This window comes from Gloeothece verrucosa PCC 7822 (genome assembly GCF_000147335.1).
In the GTDB taxonomy this organism is placed as follows: domain Bacteria; phylum Cyanobacteriota; class Cyanobacteriia; order Cyanobacteriales; family Microcystaceae; genus Gloeothece; species Gloeothece verrucosa.
This window is the reverse complement of the sequence record NC_014501.1, coordinates 2574698-2589709: the sequence shown is the minus strand read 5'-3', so window position 1 is coordinate 2589709 and position 15012 is coordinate 2574698. Positions and strand designations below refer to the sequence as shown.

Below are 15012 nucleotides of genomic sequence, written 5' to 3'. Positions count from 1 at the left end.
ATTTGATCAACTGGATTACTGTTGCTTTATAGGGTTATCGAGTTAAACCACAAGTTAAAGGACAAGATGCGTAAATAGCACTATGAGAAGGGGTTTCTTCGCCGTGCAGCCACCGCAGCCAACTCACCTCTTGAGGATGAATTCCTTTCATTGTTAGTGCTGCTGCCCCAATAATCACTGCTAAAAGATTCGCTCCTATAATACTTCCAGCAACTAATAAAACTGAACTAATGGGTAAAACTGATTGTAAAACTACTGCTGATAAAGCTCCTATCGTAGCCATTAATACTACTAACGGAAATCCAACCACCAACAAGCAAACTGTTAGGGTGAAACTCCAAATTAAGAAACTTTTGATTGTTGCTAACCAATAGCCTTTATCCCAATTGTTTCTTTGAGTTAATTCCATAATCTTTGCTCCTCGGCGATGTTAGTGATTTTTAGTATAAATAAAAAAAATTGATTCTGAGCATTTTGTAAAATAAATTTACATTCATCGGGAAATTTTTATGCTAAATGTTGCGAATTATTACGAGTTGATGACGATTTGGGGAATAACCGACCAACCTAAATCCTTCTCAAGGCAGAGGCAAAAACAAAAGATTTTTTATTGATCCCCTAAATTTTGTTGAGTGACAAAAGTTGATTGAGCAAAAAGAGTCTAAATACTTAGGGCTTAACTTAATATTTATTTACAAACACGCTGAAAATTTCTCAGAAAAAAGTTCAATCTGAACATTTAAGACGAAAGGGTAAAGGGAGTAGAGAACAACTGTTAACGATTAACTGTTAACTGTTAACCGTGTTTTGGGCATACTGACCATAGAGAGGACTTGCTCGTCAGTAGGAAACAAGTTCAACATTCTTTGTCAGTTTTATTAAAGTTTCATGAATTGATATGACCGAAACACCACGCCCTCCAGTTCAACCGGTTCCGCCTCTACCTGTTCCTCCGATCCCCACGGCCCCACTGCCGGCAGGAAAACAGCCCCTTCCAGCACCTCCCCCTCCACCTGCGGCCCAAGCAACCCCTCGTGCGGCGGCTCCTCCACCTGCGGTCCAAGCAACCCCCCGTGCGGCGGCTCCTCCACCTGCGGTCCAAGCAACCCCCCGTGCGGCGGCTCCTCCACCTGCGGCTCAAGCAACCCCTCGTGCGGCGGCTCCTCCACCTGCGGTCCAAGCAACCCCCCGTGCGGCGGCTCCTCCACCACCGCCTTCTAACCCAGGCCGCGCACCTGGAATGCCGAGTTTAGAGGAATTAATTCGTTTAGCCTATGATGAGGGTTATTCTGATGTTCACCTTGGGGTGGGAGAACAACCCCGTATGCGTGATCGTGGACAAATGATTATCCTCGACTATCCGGAAGTGGATTACAACACTTTTATGAGTTGGTTAAGGGAAATTCTTAAAGAAGACGAAATCCTCAAATTTAAAAGAGAATTAGAATTTGACGGAGCGACTCAATACGAATTTGCTAGAGTACGGATTAATGTCTTTGATACCCTGCGGGGTCATGCTTTAGTGCTGCGTTTAATTCCCATCAAAATTCTCACGATGGAACAGTTAAGACTGCCGATCATTTTTAGAGATGTTTCTGATGCTCATAAAGGATTAATTTTGGTCACGGGGCCAACGGGTTCAGGTAAATCTACTACTATGGCGGCTATGGTGGATTACATTAATAAAGAACACCCTAAACATATTATTAGTATTGAAGACCCAGTAGAATTTGTCCATCAAAGTCGCCGTTCTCTGATTAAACAACGGGAAGTAGGACAAAATACTCACAAATTTGATAATGCTCTTAAAGCCGCTTTACGGGAAGACCCAGATATCATTCTAGTGGGGGAAATGCGGGACAAAGAAACTGTCAATACAGCTTTAAAAGCGGCTCAAACGGGTCACTTAGTCATGGGAACTTTACATACTAACAGTGCCATTAAAACCATAGAACGGATTCTTACCCTTTATACGGCTGAAGAACAGGATGCTATGCGGGTAGCGATTGCTGAATCTTTGGTTGCTATTATTGCTCAAGGGTTATGTCGAACAACTGATGGTAAACGAGCGGCTTTTCATGACATTTTGATTAATACAGAAACGGTTAAAGATTATATTCGCCAAGGAAAAAATGATGAAATTGCCGAATTAATGAAAAATGGTGAATATGATGGCATGATTACCACTAATCAATCTTTATTTAACCTTTATCAAGAGGGACGCATTACCGAAGAAACTGCGATGGAAATGTCGCCCGTTCCTAATGAATTGGCCATGATGTTGCGGGGAAGAGTTTAGCCCAAAAATCGGGTTAGGTGGAGACTCCGAGTCACCGAGCCAGAATCGAGGAATTTTGTGAAGAATGTTTGACAACTGAAGCCCTTTCCTTTTGCCTGTTGCTAGAGTGTCTATTGCAAGAGTGCCTATCCCCTAACTCTTATCTTCTCAAGGGAAATTTAAAAAAAGCCGATTATTGCTTTTTTCTTGAAAAGTCAGAATAAAATTATATAAGGCTTTATTGTTGAGTAAGTAATTTAGTGAACCTTGAACCGTACCTCTATAATTTTACCTCAGCTATTTAAAGGCATTGCTCTATTTACTCCTGGTGGAGATTTAATTTACTGTATCGATCCGAGTAAGCAAGGTCAGTGGCATTTAAATTTATGTACCGCTTTACAAGAAATTTTAGCTTTACCTGAACCTCCTCATTTTTTAATTCCCGGATATACGGCGACTGTAGATCGGTGGTTTGATACCAGTAGCCAAGACTATAAAACGGTGGCAGAAGTTTACCCGGCTGTTCAACGCTATCAACCTCTCCTGAATGCGATTTTTGCTACCGGAAATTTAGTCTGGCAGACGGCTTCATGGCAAGAACAGTGCTGTAACCCTGCTATTGTTGAAACTTACCGTGATCAGTTTCCTCAACTGTGGGAAAATCACGATTTAATTGTCGGTTTTGAAAAAAAAGAATTACTCGATCAGGTCATTTCTGACTTGTACCGGCAAGAGTCGGTTTCTTCTCCAGTCGAAGAAGATCAAAGCAGTTATGTTTTACGGTTATTTGTCTCAGGAAATAGTGTGGCTACTAAACAAACTTTAAAAACCATTCATCAACTTTTAGAAGAAGGGTTACGTCATCCTTATACGCTGAAAGTGATTGATATTTCTAAATATCCCGAACAGGCAGAAAATAATCAAGTCTCAGCCATTCCTACTTTGATGAGAGTGTGGCCGCAACCTGTGCGCCGTATTGTGGGAGAATTAGGAGACCTTCAACGGGTTTTACAAATTTTAGCAACTCGCTGATTAGTCATTAGTTATTAGTCATTAGTCATTAGTCATTAGTCTTGTTTCTATTCTTCATTCCCTACTCCCAATAACCCATTTCCATAAAGGATGACGGCTTCCGATAGATTTAATTCGTTGTACTTGTTTTTCTAAACGTCGTTGTTGGGAGGTAGGGATGCCATACAAAATATTGCGGCTTTGCCAAACTAATACTGCACTGGTAACGGCAATACAAAACAATAAACAGATTGAAGGTATTATATTATAAGCTAAACCATAGCGTACAGCAGTCCATGTCAAGTGTTGTTGCCACAGCTTAATTTCTTCGCGCAACCCCCAAAGACCAAAACTTCCTAAACTTAGCCAACAGACAATGACAAACCCCCATCGACCATAAACTGTCAATTGATAGAGTCGTTTAATTTCCAGGTTCAAGTTAGGGTCGTGGTTAGTCATTCGTTATGGATAGGTTGATTGCTTTAAGTACCCAAAATCTCAAAAACCACAATGATTAGCTCACAAAATTGGTATATTGTCAAGACTCCATCGGGTTATTGCCAGATTATTAATCTTGAAAATGAAGAAACCCCAGAAGCCGAACAATACTGGGGTCCTTTTGTATCTCAATCTGAGGCGATCGCTCGTCGGGTTGGACTGATTCGTGCTGGCAAATGTCAACCCCAATAAACCTTAGAACAATTCTTTTCGATTCGCTCAGCCTACTATTTTAATGAGTGGCTGTTCTTTGAGTAGAGGGAGACTTAGCAACTTCTTGTGAAAGAATTTCGAAGGCTTTGTTAAATTGGGGATCATCAAAAGTTCCGATTTTATTGCGGTCTTGTTGTAATGATTTGCGAGCTTCATCAGTTAAATTTATTTCCACATCTGGCTTAATGCCTTGTTTGTTGATATCTCGTCCACTGGGAGTTAGATATTTAGCAATGGTTACAGCTAGTCCTGAACCATCTCCTAAGCCGCGCACAGATTGGACTAATCCTTTCCCGAAGGTTTTAGTGCCCACTAACATCGCTCGCTTATGGTCTTGTAAAGCTCCAGAAAGAATTTCACTGGCACTAGCACTTCCTCCATCCACCAACACCACGAGGGGTTTATCGCTTAAAGCACTATGATTAGCTTGTTGACGATCTGTAACGCCTTGACGATCTACCGTTGAAACAATTGTTCCATCATCAATCCACATTCGAGCAATTTCTACACTCGCGTAGAGCAGCCCACCGGGGTTAGAACGTAGGTCTAAAATATAGCCTTTAACGTTTTTCGCTTCTAAATCATTAATGGCATTTCTCATTTCTTGTCCGGCTTGGGCACTAAATTGATTTAAGCGAATGTAGCCCACTTTTCCGATTTTAGTATCTTCAACCCGAGCGCGCACTGGATGAATTTCGATCAGTTTTCGGGTTAAGGAATAATTCATTTCTTTGTCGCCGCGTCGAATTGTCAAAGTGACTTGAGTCCCTGCCTTGCCGCGAATCATTTTTACAGCATCTTCTAGACTCATTCCGTCGGTGGTTTTGCCATCAATTTTGACAATGACATCTTTGGCGAGAATCCCGGCTTGATAAGCGGGAGTATCTTCAATGGGAGACACCACTAGGAGTTGTTTTTTTTCTTCATCTTTAGTAATTTGAATTCCCACCCCAGTCAATTCTCCAGATGTATCGATCTGCATATTTTTGAATTCATCTGGGTCCATAAAGCGGGTGTAGGGATCTTCGAGCTTTTTGAGCATTTCTCGAATCGCTGCATAAGCTTCTTTTTTGTCTTTGTATGAGCGTTCGAGGTATTGATTTCGAACCGATTGCCAATCGATTTGGTTAAAAGTGCCGTCTACGTAGGTTCGATTGATGATTTGCCAAACTTCATCTACGAGTTCTTTTGGGCTTTCCTCAAAAAATGCTTGACTTTGGGAAAGACGAAGTCCTGCCCCGGTTACAGCGACGGTAGTTAGTATAACTGCAGTAGCACTAAGAACAAGCCCGCGTTTCGATATGACCATAAGCTGATTGTTGCTGGTGGAACAATTGTTTTCAACTTCTCTTAAGGTTCACTTTAGCACAGGAACTTGTTCTGGGGGAGTTAATCAAGTATGATACTGCACTAAAGTCACGCTTTTAAGATTAGCCTTTAATGTTTATTGGAGTCTTATTACAGTTATAGCATCAATTCCCCTTAACCCGTGCAGGTTCAAAATTTCCTTGGCTGAAAGTATCTAAAATTAGGAATTTTTTTGAAGATTTGTTTTAATCTCTTATTAAAGATTAATGATTAGCGTAAATCTTGAGGTAAGCTATGGCGATCGCATCTGAGTCTCTTTCTCCTTCCACCCTAAAAAATCGAAGACACGAACTTTTACAACAACGACGTTGGCAAGCTTTTCAAAGACTCTGGCGTTTTTTCTTCATCAGTGGTTTAGCGGGGAGTTTATGTTGGTTAATGGCTACCCCCTCTTGGGAAATTACTGCCCCTGAACAAGTGGAGATAGAAGGCAATCAATTAATGTCAAAAGAGAAAATTCGCAGTCTATTGTCCATATCATATCCTCAATCTCTCTGGCAACTGAAAACTCATTCGTTAAAAGCCAAGTTAGAAAAATTACCCCCTGTGGGTGACCTTTCAATTACTCGTCAAATTTTTCCTCCCTTATTAACCGTGCAAATTAAAGAACGTCGTCCCGTCGCCATTGCTTCTTCAAGTCAAGGGATGGGTTTCGTAGATCCTGAAGGTATTTTTATTCCTAAAAGCTTTTACTCTCAACAATCTTTAGCACTCAAACAACTTCGGCTGAAAATTACAGGCTTTGAAAGCCAATATCAGTTTGACTGGAAAGAACTTTATCCTTTAATCGAGTCTTCTGCGATCAAAATTTTTGAGGTGGATTGGCGCAATCCCAGTAACATTGTACTGAAAAGTGAATTAGGGATAGTTTATTGTGGCCCTTATACGCCACAGTTTTCCGAAAAACTCAAAGTATTGGCCAAGATGAGAAAATTATCATCTCGGGTGCCCGTCAACAGAATTGTGTATATTGACTTAACCAACCCACAGGCCCCTTCGGTGAAACTCAAACCGCAACCGGTCGAAGCTTCTAAACCTTCAGAGGCAACAAACGACTAAGCAATCCCGTGAATTTTAATCGGCAGAACTAAAATTTTAGTATCCTAGATGGAAAAAAGTTAGTACAATTGAAATCTCTTATCGTCTACAAACAGATGTATAAAATTGATGCTCAGACAGACATAATAATTATAGTCTAGATTAAATAAACTCCTAACCGGCAAATAGATACAAAATAAAATAGAGTAATAACCTATCCCAGTTACAATGACACATAATGATGAAATCAGACTTAGCTATCCAAGCTTAAATAGCACAGAATACGCTGACCCCTCAGCGATTGAGGACAGTTATCACGCCCTCAACAGTGCTGGAATCCCTTTTCATCGAAGTAACGAACCCCAGGTCAATCCTAGGGACAGAGCCAGGAGTAACACAATCGTGCACAGTAACGTTGCCCAGATCAAAGTTATCGGGGTTGGCGGGGGTGGCTGTAATGCTGTCAACCGCATGATTGCCAGTGGCATTGTCGGAGTAGAGTTTTGGTCGATTAATACAGATGCTCAAGCTTTAGCTCATTCCGCCGCACCTCAACGATTACAAATCGGACAAAAAATTACCCGAGGTTTAGGAGCCGGAGGCAATCCCGCTATTGGACAAAAAGCCGCCGAAGAATCTCGGGATGAAATTGCTCATGCCCTGGAAAATACAGATTTAGTTTTTATCACTGCTGGGATGGGAGGTGGTACAGGAACGGGTGCTGCTCCGATTGTGGCAGAGGTGGCTAAGGAAATGGGTTGTCTAACAGTAGGTGTTGTCACTCGTCCTTTTACCTTTGAAGGTCGTCGTCGAACTAATCAAGCCGAAGACGGAATCAGTGGTCTTCAAAGTCGAGTGGATACCTTAATTGTGATCCCCAATAATCAACTATTAGCGGTCATTCCTCAAGATACTCCCTTACAGGATGCTTTTCGGGCGGCCGACGATATACTGCGGCAAGGGGTACAAGGGATCTCAGATATTATTACGATCCCCGGTTTAGTCAATGTGGATTTTGCCGATGTACGGGCTGTCATGGCAGATGCCGGCTCGGCTTTAATGGGTATTGGCGTTGGTTCAGGAAAATCCCGTGCTAAAGAAGGCGCGATCGCTGCTATTTCTTCTCCTTTATTAGAACACTCGATCGAAGGAGCTAAAGGGGTGGTATTAAATATTACCGGCGGCAGTGATTTAACACTTCATGAAGTCAATACGGCAGCAGAAACGATTTATGAAGTGGTTGATCCCAATGCCAATATTATCTTTGGGGCGGTCATTGACGAAAAAATGCAAGGAGAAATCCTGATCACGGTCATTGCTACGGGCTTCACGGGAGAATCTCTCTCTAATAGCCCAGCGAAAATGACCGCGGCCCCTCGTCAACCGGTTGCCCCGCCACCCCCAACTCAGCCCGAACCGCCGCCGCCAAATAAACCGCCAGGATTAGATATTCCCGATTTCCTCCAACGCCGCCGGCCTCGATAACCTAGCCACTCGGAAAAAATAATGACTAATGTTGCTGTAGCTTTAACCATTGCCGGTTCAGATAGCGGGGGAGGAGCAGGAATCCAAGCGGATTTAAAAACCTTCGCTTTTCACTGTGTGCATGGAACCAGCGCAATTACCTGTATAACCGCCCAAAATACCCTAGGAGTTAAGCAAGTCCAAGGGATGAGTCCTGCACTGGTAATGGCTCAAATAACGGCAGTGATGGAGGATATAGGCACGTCCTCCGTAAAAACCGGAATGCTGCTCAACCGGGAAATTATCGAAGCGGTGGTGCAACAAGTAGACCAATGGGGATTAACAGAGCTTGTGGTTGATCCCGTCATGGTATCTCGAAGCGGAGTACAGCTAATTGACGAGGCGGCGATCACGGCTCTAAGAGATGACCTGATTCCTAGAGCGCGAATTGTCACGCCTAACCGCTTTGAAGCCCAATTGTTGAGCGGGAGGGAAATCAATAGCCTAGAGCAGATGCAGCAAGCGGCGAAAATAATTCATTCGCAAGGGGCAAAAGTGGTCTTACTCAAAGGCGGAGGGATGAGCGGAGATAACCGAGGAGTAGATGTTTGGTTTGATGGAAAAAATTGGGAACTTTTGAGAGGCGAATACGTCGATACTCATAATACTCATGGGACGGGGTGTACCTTGTCAGCGGGGATCGCGGCTAATTTAGCTAAAGGACTGGATTTATTGAGCGCAGTTAAAGCGGCTAAAACCTATGTTACCACTGCTCTTAAATCGGCTTTAAACATCGGCAATGGAAGCGGGCCTGTAGCTCACTTTTTCCCGTTACAATTACACGACAATTTTCATCAATGACCACTAATAGCCTTAATGAAGCGGTTTTTCTCTCAAGCACTGAGCCTTTTCCCTCCAAAAGTTCCTATCGGGCTTCTGTTCCTCTATCGGTTTACCGCGAACTCGCACAAGAGTTAAAGGGAACTCAGCAAAAAATCAAAAGGCTAGAATTTCAAAATCAAAACCTGGTTCAAGAAAATCAGCAATTACGACAACAGATTGCCGCCATTACCAGGGCAACAGAACAACTCAATCAAGTTGTCGAGCAGGCCGACTCACCAAAAAGAGTCTCTTCTGAGATAGATTTAAGACAAAAAAACTTAAAATCTTCAACAAAAAAGCTTAAATCAACTGAAATATTCCCCTTATCTTCTCGAAATCTCACTCAAATTGATATTCCTCCTCATGCTCAAAGATCGCTGACCCAGATGGAAGGGGAGAAGACGATTAACGGTTGGGTCTTGGCACTGGGAATTTTTTTAATTGTTTTAACCACTTGTACGGGGGCTTTTTTAATTGTCAACTCCCGCGTAGGGCACAAATTCCCCATCTCAGTCCGTTGAGCTTAACCTTTTAATTGCGGCTCCTACTAAGACCTTCGCCCCCCCTCGCTTTTTGATACTAAGTCTCACGGATAGGTCAGTAGTTATATCATACATAATCTTTTGCGTGGGTTTTTTGCTGGTAAAATCTTTGAGAAAGGGTAAGCCAATTTACCCATCAGCCCATGCTCAGTTGTTAAACAAAGATAAGCTCATCCGCTTTTGCCTTTACATTTTGTTACAAATTGCTCTAAAGCTCACTAGATAAAATCTCTGGATTTGGCAACTCCCAAAAGAGAGAAATTTTAGCTTAAGTAAATTTACAATTTTCTGTGTAGCTGGTACTATGTTTTATGAAGATTGTGTAAAGTTAAGCTAAACAAGCTGCTGTAGTCGTCAAATTCTTAAGAAATATGAAAAAATTGCCCTTTTTTAAAAATTTTTTACAAACACTCCTGTACTTGCTACATCTGAAATCTAGACTTGCCATCTATCCAAAGATAGATTATACGGTCTAAGTAAAATTAAAATTTTCTGAGTAGCTGATAAGATTGCTGTAAATTTATTGTTAAGTTACACCCAATTCACCACCAAAGCCAGATTACACGAACAATGAATAAATTACGTTTTATAATTCCCACACTGATACAGATAAATGTTGTTGTTGCCATTTTATCGATAGTATTCGTGATCATTATGCGCGAACAACAGGCTCAGATGAGTGCCCTCACGCAGGAATCTGTTGAGCCGGTACTAACGAGTCCGCCGAAAGAAAAAGAAAATAAAGGGGAATACTCAGCAAAAACTCAGCAAAATAAACAAAAAACCGAGAGTTATCAACAACAACTCCAAGGGCTGAAAGCCGAATTACAAGAATATAAAAATCAAAATAAGTTATTAATGCAGGCTAATAGTTCCACAAAAGCCGAGTTAACAGCCTTAGTTTCCTCTGAGATAGGTCAATTACTGAGTCAGCAACAAAGGATCGCCCCCAGAAAAGAGAACACAGGGAACACTGAGGTGGTTCCTGCCCAAGAAAAAAAGCCAATAACTGTTAAACCGGTTAAATCCACCACTGATTCCCCTATTACTGAGCCTCAATCAAATCATTCGGTTCAACCAAGCCAACCCACAAAAAAAGTCGCGATCGCTTCTTCTGAGTCAGGAAGCTTATGGGTTCAGGAGTCTTCAAAACCCTCTAATATAAGCTCTCAGGAAAACCCTCACAACGAAGAGAAGACTATAGAGGCCAACGAATCCAATGGCGAGCAAGTGGCCATAGCTCCCGATAACGATCCTGAAGAAATTTTAACGAGTGCATCACCATCAGCTAATATCAAAGCAGTGAGCAAGACATCCGATGCTCCTCTCAAATTAGATAACAAAATAGATATTGCTGTCTACTATGCCAACAATGTCGCTTATGGATTAGCCATTGCTGCTGACGCAGGACATATCAATCCTAACACTAGAATGTATAATCAAGTACAGACCGCTATTGCCCTTCTCCGTAAAGGAGAAACTAAAGAAGAAGCTATTCGTAAAGCCAAAGTTCCACCATCTGTGATGAATCAACTGATGAAGTGGGGAGAAGACCGCCCAGTCAATCGACTCATGAAATGGGAAGAAAAGCGTCCGGCATTGGCAAAGCAAGAATAGCGTCTTTGTCATTAAAAAATTAACTCTAAATGAGCAAATTGTCATGGTCAAACCAAACTATTAAACGACAATTGCTTAAAAAGCGCATACTTTTTAAGCAACGAGCAATTTTATGCTTGATTTTAGCGGTCATAGGCTTGGCAATAAGTTGGTTAATTTTTGTTAAAGTCGAGCCGGTGGTTTTTTTGCTTGGTGAACTTCAGCCAATAGAGACTGTCGAGAGAATAGAATTACCGCAAGATAGTGTTATTGAAGAAATTTACGTGCAGCCGGGAGAACAAGTGCAGCAAGGACAAGAACTGTTAAGTTTTGATGTTGCCAATAGTTTTCCTAAATTGAAAAAACTAGACGATCTAGAAAAAAGTTTAAAAAAAGAAAATAAATTTTTACAAGATGTGAGCAATAGTTGGATTAACAATGATCAAATTGAGGGGGATTTTGATGATATAAATCTTTCTCCACAAAAAATTATTTTGGTCAAAAATATAATTAGTTTATTAAAAGAAAATCAAACAATACAAAAAAAAATCTTTGAAGATAAAGCTAAATTGCTGCTAAAAATAAGACAAGGAGAAGATCATGAAAGCGACATAGCGGATGAAATCAAAAGCCAACAAAAGGCTATTATTTATCAGCAAAAATATCTGATCAGTATCGAAGAAAAACTCTCAGAACTACAAACAAGAATCAAGGTCATTATTAGCGAAAACGAGAATTTCATTAATCAGATTGAAAAGAAAAAAGAAAAATATCAAAAATTCAAAAAAAATATTTTTTTAAATTCTCCCATATCGGGACAAGTCAAAGAGATTAATATTCAAAACAAAAGATTAGAAATTCTGCCCGATAAAAAATTGATAGCCTATCTTTTTATCGCTTATCAGGACCAAAAATTAATTCACAAGAATATGAAACTAAAAGTAATGGTGAATAACTCAGAGCAAAACAATAATTTCCTCCTAACTGGACAAATCATTTTAATAGGTTCTGATATCTTACCGCCTAATGACGCTTATCCTTTTTATCACTTGCCGGTACAAATTAGCCTAGAAACTGAGGAAATGACGACTAAAGAGCAAGAAATTTTCTTAAAACCCGGTATTCCAGTGAAAGTTGAGCTTCCATCCCCTCAAAAGAAGAGTCTATTAGAAGTGTTATATAGAAATGTATTATGGTAAATTGCTTAAATTAACAAAGGAAAGAATATGAAGATTTTATTGGTAGAAGACGATGTCAGTATTGCTGAAGCCATTGAGGAAGACCTCAGCGATCAACATTATTTAGTAGAAGTGGCTTATGATGGTCAAGAAGCCTGGGAATTAGTGGATGTTTTTGAATATGACCTCATTTTACTCGATGTCATGTTACCGAAAATAGACGGAATTAGTTTGTGTCGAAAATTTCGTTCTCGGGGTTGCCAAACACCTATTCTGATGATTACGGCTCGAGATACTGTCACTGATCGCGTTTTAGGGCTAGATGCAGGTGCTGATGATTATTTAGTGAAGCCTTTTGCGCTACAAGAGTTATCCGCTAGGGTTCGCGCTCTAATGCGTCGAGGGAATCCTAGCTTACCGCCAGTGTTAGAGTGGGGAAATATACGTTTAGATCCGAGTAGTTGTCGAGTTTACTATCAACATGAAGAAATACCTCTTAGTCCAAAGGAGTACAAATTGTTAGAATTTTTTTTACGTCATGAGCGTCGGGTATTTAGCCGCTCTCAACTTTTAGAGCATCTTTGGCCATTTGAGCGTCTTCCAGAAGAAGCAACCGTCAAGGCTCATATCAGAAGTTTACGGCAGAAATTAGAGGCATGTGGGGCACCTTCAGATGTTATTGAAACCGTCTATGGATTGGGCTATCGCTTAAAAGAAAAGCCCGAATAAAACAATTAATCTCAATGTAATGTAGTGCAATGTTTCAAGGTTTGCGCTTTCGTCTTCTTGCTTCTTACCTCTCGGTAATGGCAGCAATTTTAAGTTTTTTTAGTTTATGGGTATCCATTCGTTTTACCTATGGTCTTTTCCAACAATCTCAACAACTCGATGACAAATTAAAATTAATTGCCCAAACGGCGGCAGCCGATTTTTCTGAAGTAGAAACCAAAGGCAATGATTATTTGAAAAAATATGAACTTTCAGAAGAACAAAGTATAGAATGGTTTGACGAAGACAAACAAATGATTGCCAGTAAAGGAGGGTTTACGCTCTCTTTTCCTCCTCAAACTGAACACAGATTAAAGGTGATTAATCTTGACCGCAAATCTTTGCCCATTAGATTTTACACTCTTGCGGTCTTTAATCATGAAAAAATTTCCGACCCATCAACTCCAGATGGTTATATTCGTGTGTCACAAACCACAGAGAATATTACAACCGTTCAAAATCAACTGCTATCCCAATTAACCACTGGCATATTATTCAGCTTAATTTTAAGTGGGGTGGGAGGATTTTGGCTGACAAAAAAAGCCACAACACCCGTAGAGGAAACTTATCAAAACCTCAAACAGTTTACAGCCGATGCTTCTCATGAATTAAGAAATCCTTTAACAGCTATTTCTACCTCCATCGAAGTCATGCTCAACCATCCTGAGCGCATACATCCTAAAGATGTTAAAAAATTAGCCGCTATTGCCAAGGCCACAGAACACATGACTCGCTTAACCCAAGATTTGCTCTTTTTAGCGCGAACAGATGGGGAAATTGCCCTTGTTGAGAATCCCTGGCAATCGATTTCTCTTAATCAAATTTTAGAAAACTTAATTGATTTATTAGAGCCATTGGCTGAAGATAAAGAAGTTAAACTTAACTATGAAGCTTTAACCACTGTATCTGTCATGGGCGATCCAAGTCAACTGAGTCGTTTATTTTCTAATCTATTACAAAATGCCATTCAATATACGCCGCCAAAAGGTCAAGTGACTCTTTCTTTAACTAAACAAAATCGCCTTTGCTATGTTAGCGTTCAAGATACAGGGATTGGCATTGCTCCAGAGGAATTGCCGTTTATATTCAATCGCTTTTGGAGAGCCGATAAAGCTCGTACCCGTCGAGAAGGAGGAAGCGGATTAGGGCTTTCTATAGTGGCGGCAATTGCACAACGTCATGGAGGAAAAATTACTGTCAGTAGCGAGGTGGGTGTGGGAAGTTGTTTTAAAGTTCAATTACCGATTTACTATGGCACTTAAGAGCGTAAAAATAGCCGATTTAAAACAAATAGCTATTTTAATTATTATTATTGTTTTATTGATTTTGCCGGTAATTTTAATTCAAAACGCTATTGCGGAAATTACCACCGTTTTTTATGGGATTAAGTTCCCTAGTGGGGTTATCTCTTTTGCTGATGAAGTGGTTACTTACCAACCCATAATTTATTTTAACCAAGAGGGCTTACCTAATGTAGCCGCACCTTTTAATAATCCTAAAACGGCTCTAAAAATTCCTAATTCTACTGATGATAAACATCCTTTTTTGCCTTTAAATAAACGGAATGATGTCTCTTTGGGAATTGGCGGGAGTATTACCTTACAGTTTAAAGATAATTTACTAACGGCTAGTGGTGATAATAAGTTCGATTTATGGATTTTTGAAGCTGGAGAAACAACGGAAACGGTTATGGTCGAAATTAGTAAAGATGGAGTTAATTGGTATTTTGTCGGAAAAACTAATCAAGAAGAATCCGGACTAGATATAGATCAGTTTGGCTGGAAATCTGATGATTTTTTTGCTTATGTCCGCTTAACCGATGATCCTTTCCAAGGACAGCATAGTGGCATTTGGAATGAAAGACAATGGATCGGATGGGGAGGCGCAGATATTGATGCTGTGGGAGCCATATCATCAGTATCTCTTAATTATTTTTCTTCAAATTGGCTAGTTTTATTTTTTCCAATTTTCAAGTGGAGTTTATTGATGTTCTGTCCTTTCGTGATCGCTTTTGCCGTAACTTTCTATTGGAAAAAAATTTAGTGATCTTCGCTGAAGCCTTGTGGCTTCGATTTTAAACCCAACCCTTAAACGACAGGGTCTTATTAAGTTTTATTACTTTCTCAAGTATCAGGTAGAACCATCTCTACCTCTCTAGGAAGAAAAATCAACGATT

The 15012-nt window shown here is 40.5% G+C and carries 15 protein-coding genes; 12 read left to right on the top strand and 3 right to left on the bottom strand.

Annotated elements, in window-relative coordinates; genetic code table 11:
* Window positions 1–34: 34 nt before the first annotated feature.
* Window positions 35–409 carry a hypothetical protein gene (locus tag CYAN7822_RS11325; protein ID WP_013322404.1) on the bottom strand — a complete coding sequence of 125 codons (375 nt, stop codon included), beginning with the start codon at window positions 407–409 and terminating at the stop codon, window positions 35–37.
* Between the two features lie 489 nt (window positions 410–898).
* On the opposite strand from CYAN7822_RS11325, the gene CYAN7822_RS11320 reads away from it, so the two are divergent.
* The gene (locus CYAN7822_RS11320) at window positions 899–2299 is read left to right on the top strand and encodes a PilT/PilU family type 4a pilus ATPase (protein WP_013322403.1); all 1401 of its coding nucleotides are present in this window, start codon (window positions 899–901) and stop codon (window positions 2297–2299) included.
* Between the two features lie 246 nt (window positions 2300–2545).
* On the top strand, window positions 2546–3310 hold the full coding sequence (locus tag CYAN7822_RS11315; RefSeq protein WP_013322402.1) for a circadian clock KaiB family protein: 765 nt from the start codon (window positions 2546–2548) through the stop codon (window positions 3308–3310).
* Window positions 3311–3364: 54 nt separating this feature from the next.
* On the opposite strand, the gene CYAN7822_RS11310 is transcribed toward CYAN7822_RS11315, so the two are convergent.
* A complete protein-coding gene (locus CYAN7822_RS11310; RefSeq protein WP_013322401.1) occupies window positions 3365–3748 on the bottom strand; it encodes a hypothetical protein in 384 nt (127 codons plus the stop codon).
* 51 nt (window positions 3749–3799) lie between these two features.
* Here CYAN7822_RS11310 and CYAN7822_RS11305 point away from each other — a divergent pair, with 51 nt between their 5' ends.
* On the top strand, window positions 3800–3979 hold the full coding sequence (locus CYAN7822_RS11305) for a hypothetical protein (protein WP_013322400.1): 180 nt from the start codon (window positions 3800–3802) through the stop codon (window positions 3977–3979).
* A gap of 40 nt (window positions 3980–4019) precedes the next feature.
* On the opposite strand, the gene ctpC is transcribed toward CYAN7822_RS11305, so the two are convergent.
* Window positions 4020–5309 carry a carboxyl-terminal processing protease CtpC gene (gene ctpC, locus CYAN7822_RS11300; RefSeq protein ID WP_013322399.1) on the bottom strand — a complete coding sequence of 430 codons (1290 nt, stop codon included), beginning with the start codon at window positions 5307–5309 and terminating at the stop codon, window positions 4020–4022.
* A gap of 293 nt (window positions 5310–5602) precedes the next feature.
* Between ctpC and CYAN7822_RS11295 the strand changes: the two genes are divergently transcribed.
* The 9 genes from CYAN7822_RS11295 to CYAN7822_RS11255 all read left to right on the top strand — a co-directional run bounded on the left by CYAN7822_RS11295 (window position 5603) and on the right by CYAN7822_RS11255 (window position 14879).
* Window positions 5603–6427 carry a cell division protein FtsQ/DivIB gene (locus CYAN7822_RS11295; RefSeq protein ID WP_013322398.1) on the top strand — a complete coding sequence of 275 codons (825 nt, stop codon included), beginning with the start codon at window positions 5603–5605 and terminating at the stop codon, window positions 6425–6427.
* Window positions 6428–6634: 207 nt separating this feature from the next.
* Window positions 6635–7891, top strand: coding sequence for a cell division protein FtsZ (gene ftsZ / locus CYAN7822_RS11290; protein WP_013322397.1), 1257 nt, complete (start codon window positions 6635–6637; stop codon window positions 7889–7891).
* A gap of 21 nt (window positions 7892–7912) precedes the next feature.
* Window positions 7913–8731, top strand: coding sequence for a bifunctional hydroxymethylpyrimidine kinase/phosphomethylpyrimidine kinase (gene thiD, locus CYAN7822_RS11285; RefSeq protein ID WP_013322396.1), 819 nt, complete (start codon window positions 7913–7915; stop codon window positions 8729–8731).
* A complete protein-coding gene (locus CYAN7822_RS34520) occupies window positions 8728–9273 on the top strand; it encodes a hypothetical protein (protein ID WP_013322395.1) in 546 nt (181 codons plus the stop codon). Before thiD ends, CYAN7822_RS34520 begins: the two co-directional genes overlap by 4 nt.
* Before the next feature lie 591 nt (window positions 9274–9864).
* Complete coding sequence (locus tag CYAN7822_RS34515; RefSeq protein ID WP_013322394.1) at window positions 9865–10911, top strand: hypothetical protein; 1047 nt, start codon at window positions 9865–9867, stop codon at window positions 10909–10911.
* Between the two features lie 281 nt (window positions 10912–11192).
* On the top strand, window positions 11193–12089 hold the full coding sequence (locus CYAN7822_RS11270; protein ID WP_157871803.1) for an HlyD family secretion protein: 897 nt from the start codon (window positions 11193–11195) through the stop codon (window positions 12087–12089).
* A gap of 27 nt (window positions 12090–12116) precedes the next feature.
* Complete coding sequence (locus CYAN7822_RS11265) at window positions 12117–12797, top strand: response regulator transcription factor (protein WP_013322392.1); 681 nt, start codon at window positions 12117–12119, stop codon at window positions 12795–12797.
* A 29-nt stretch (window positions 12798–12826) separates the two neighbouring features.
* Window positions 12827–14098, top strand: coding sequence for a sensor histidine kinase (locus tag CYAN7822_RS11260; RefSeq protein WP_013322391.1), 1272 nt, complete (start codon window positions 12827–12829; stop codon window positions 14096–14098).
* Entirely contained in the window at window positions 14088–14879 is a 792-nt protein-coding gene (locus CYAN7822_RS11255) for a hypothetical protein (protein ID WP_013322390.1), read from the top strand. The genes CYAN7822_RS11260 and CYAN7822_RS11255 overlap by 11 nt, the downstream gene beginning before the upstream one ends.
* Window positions 14880–15012 lie beyond the last annotated feature (133 nt).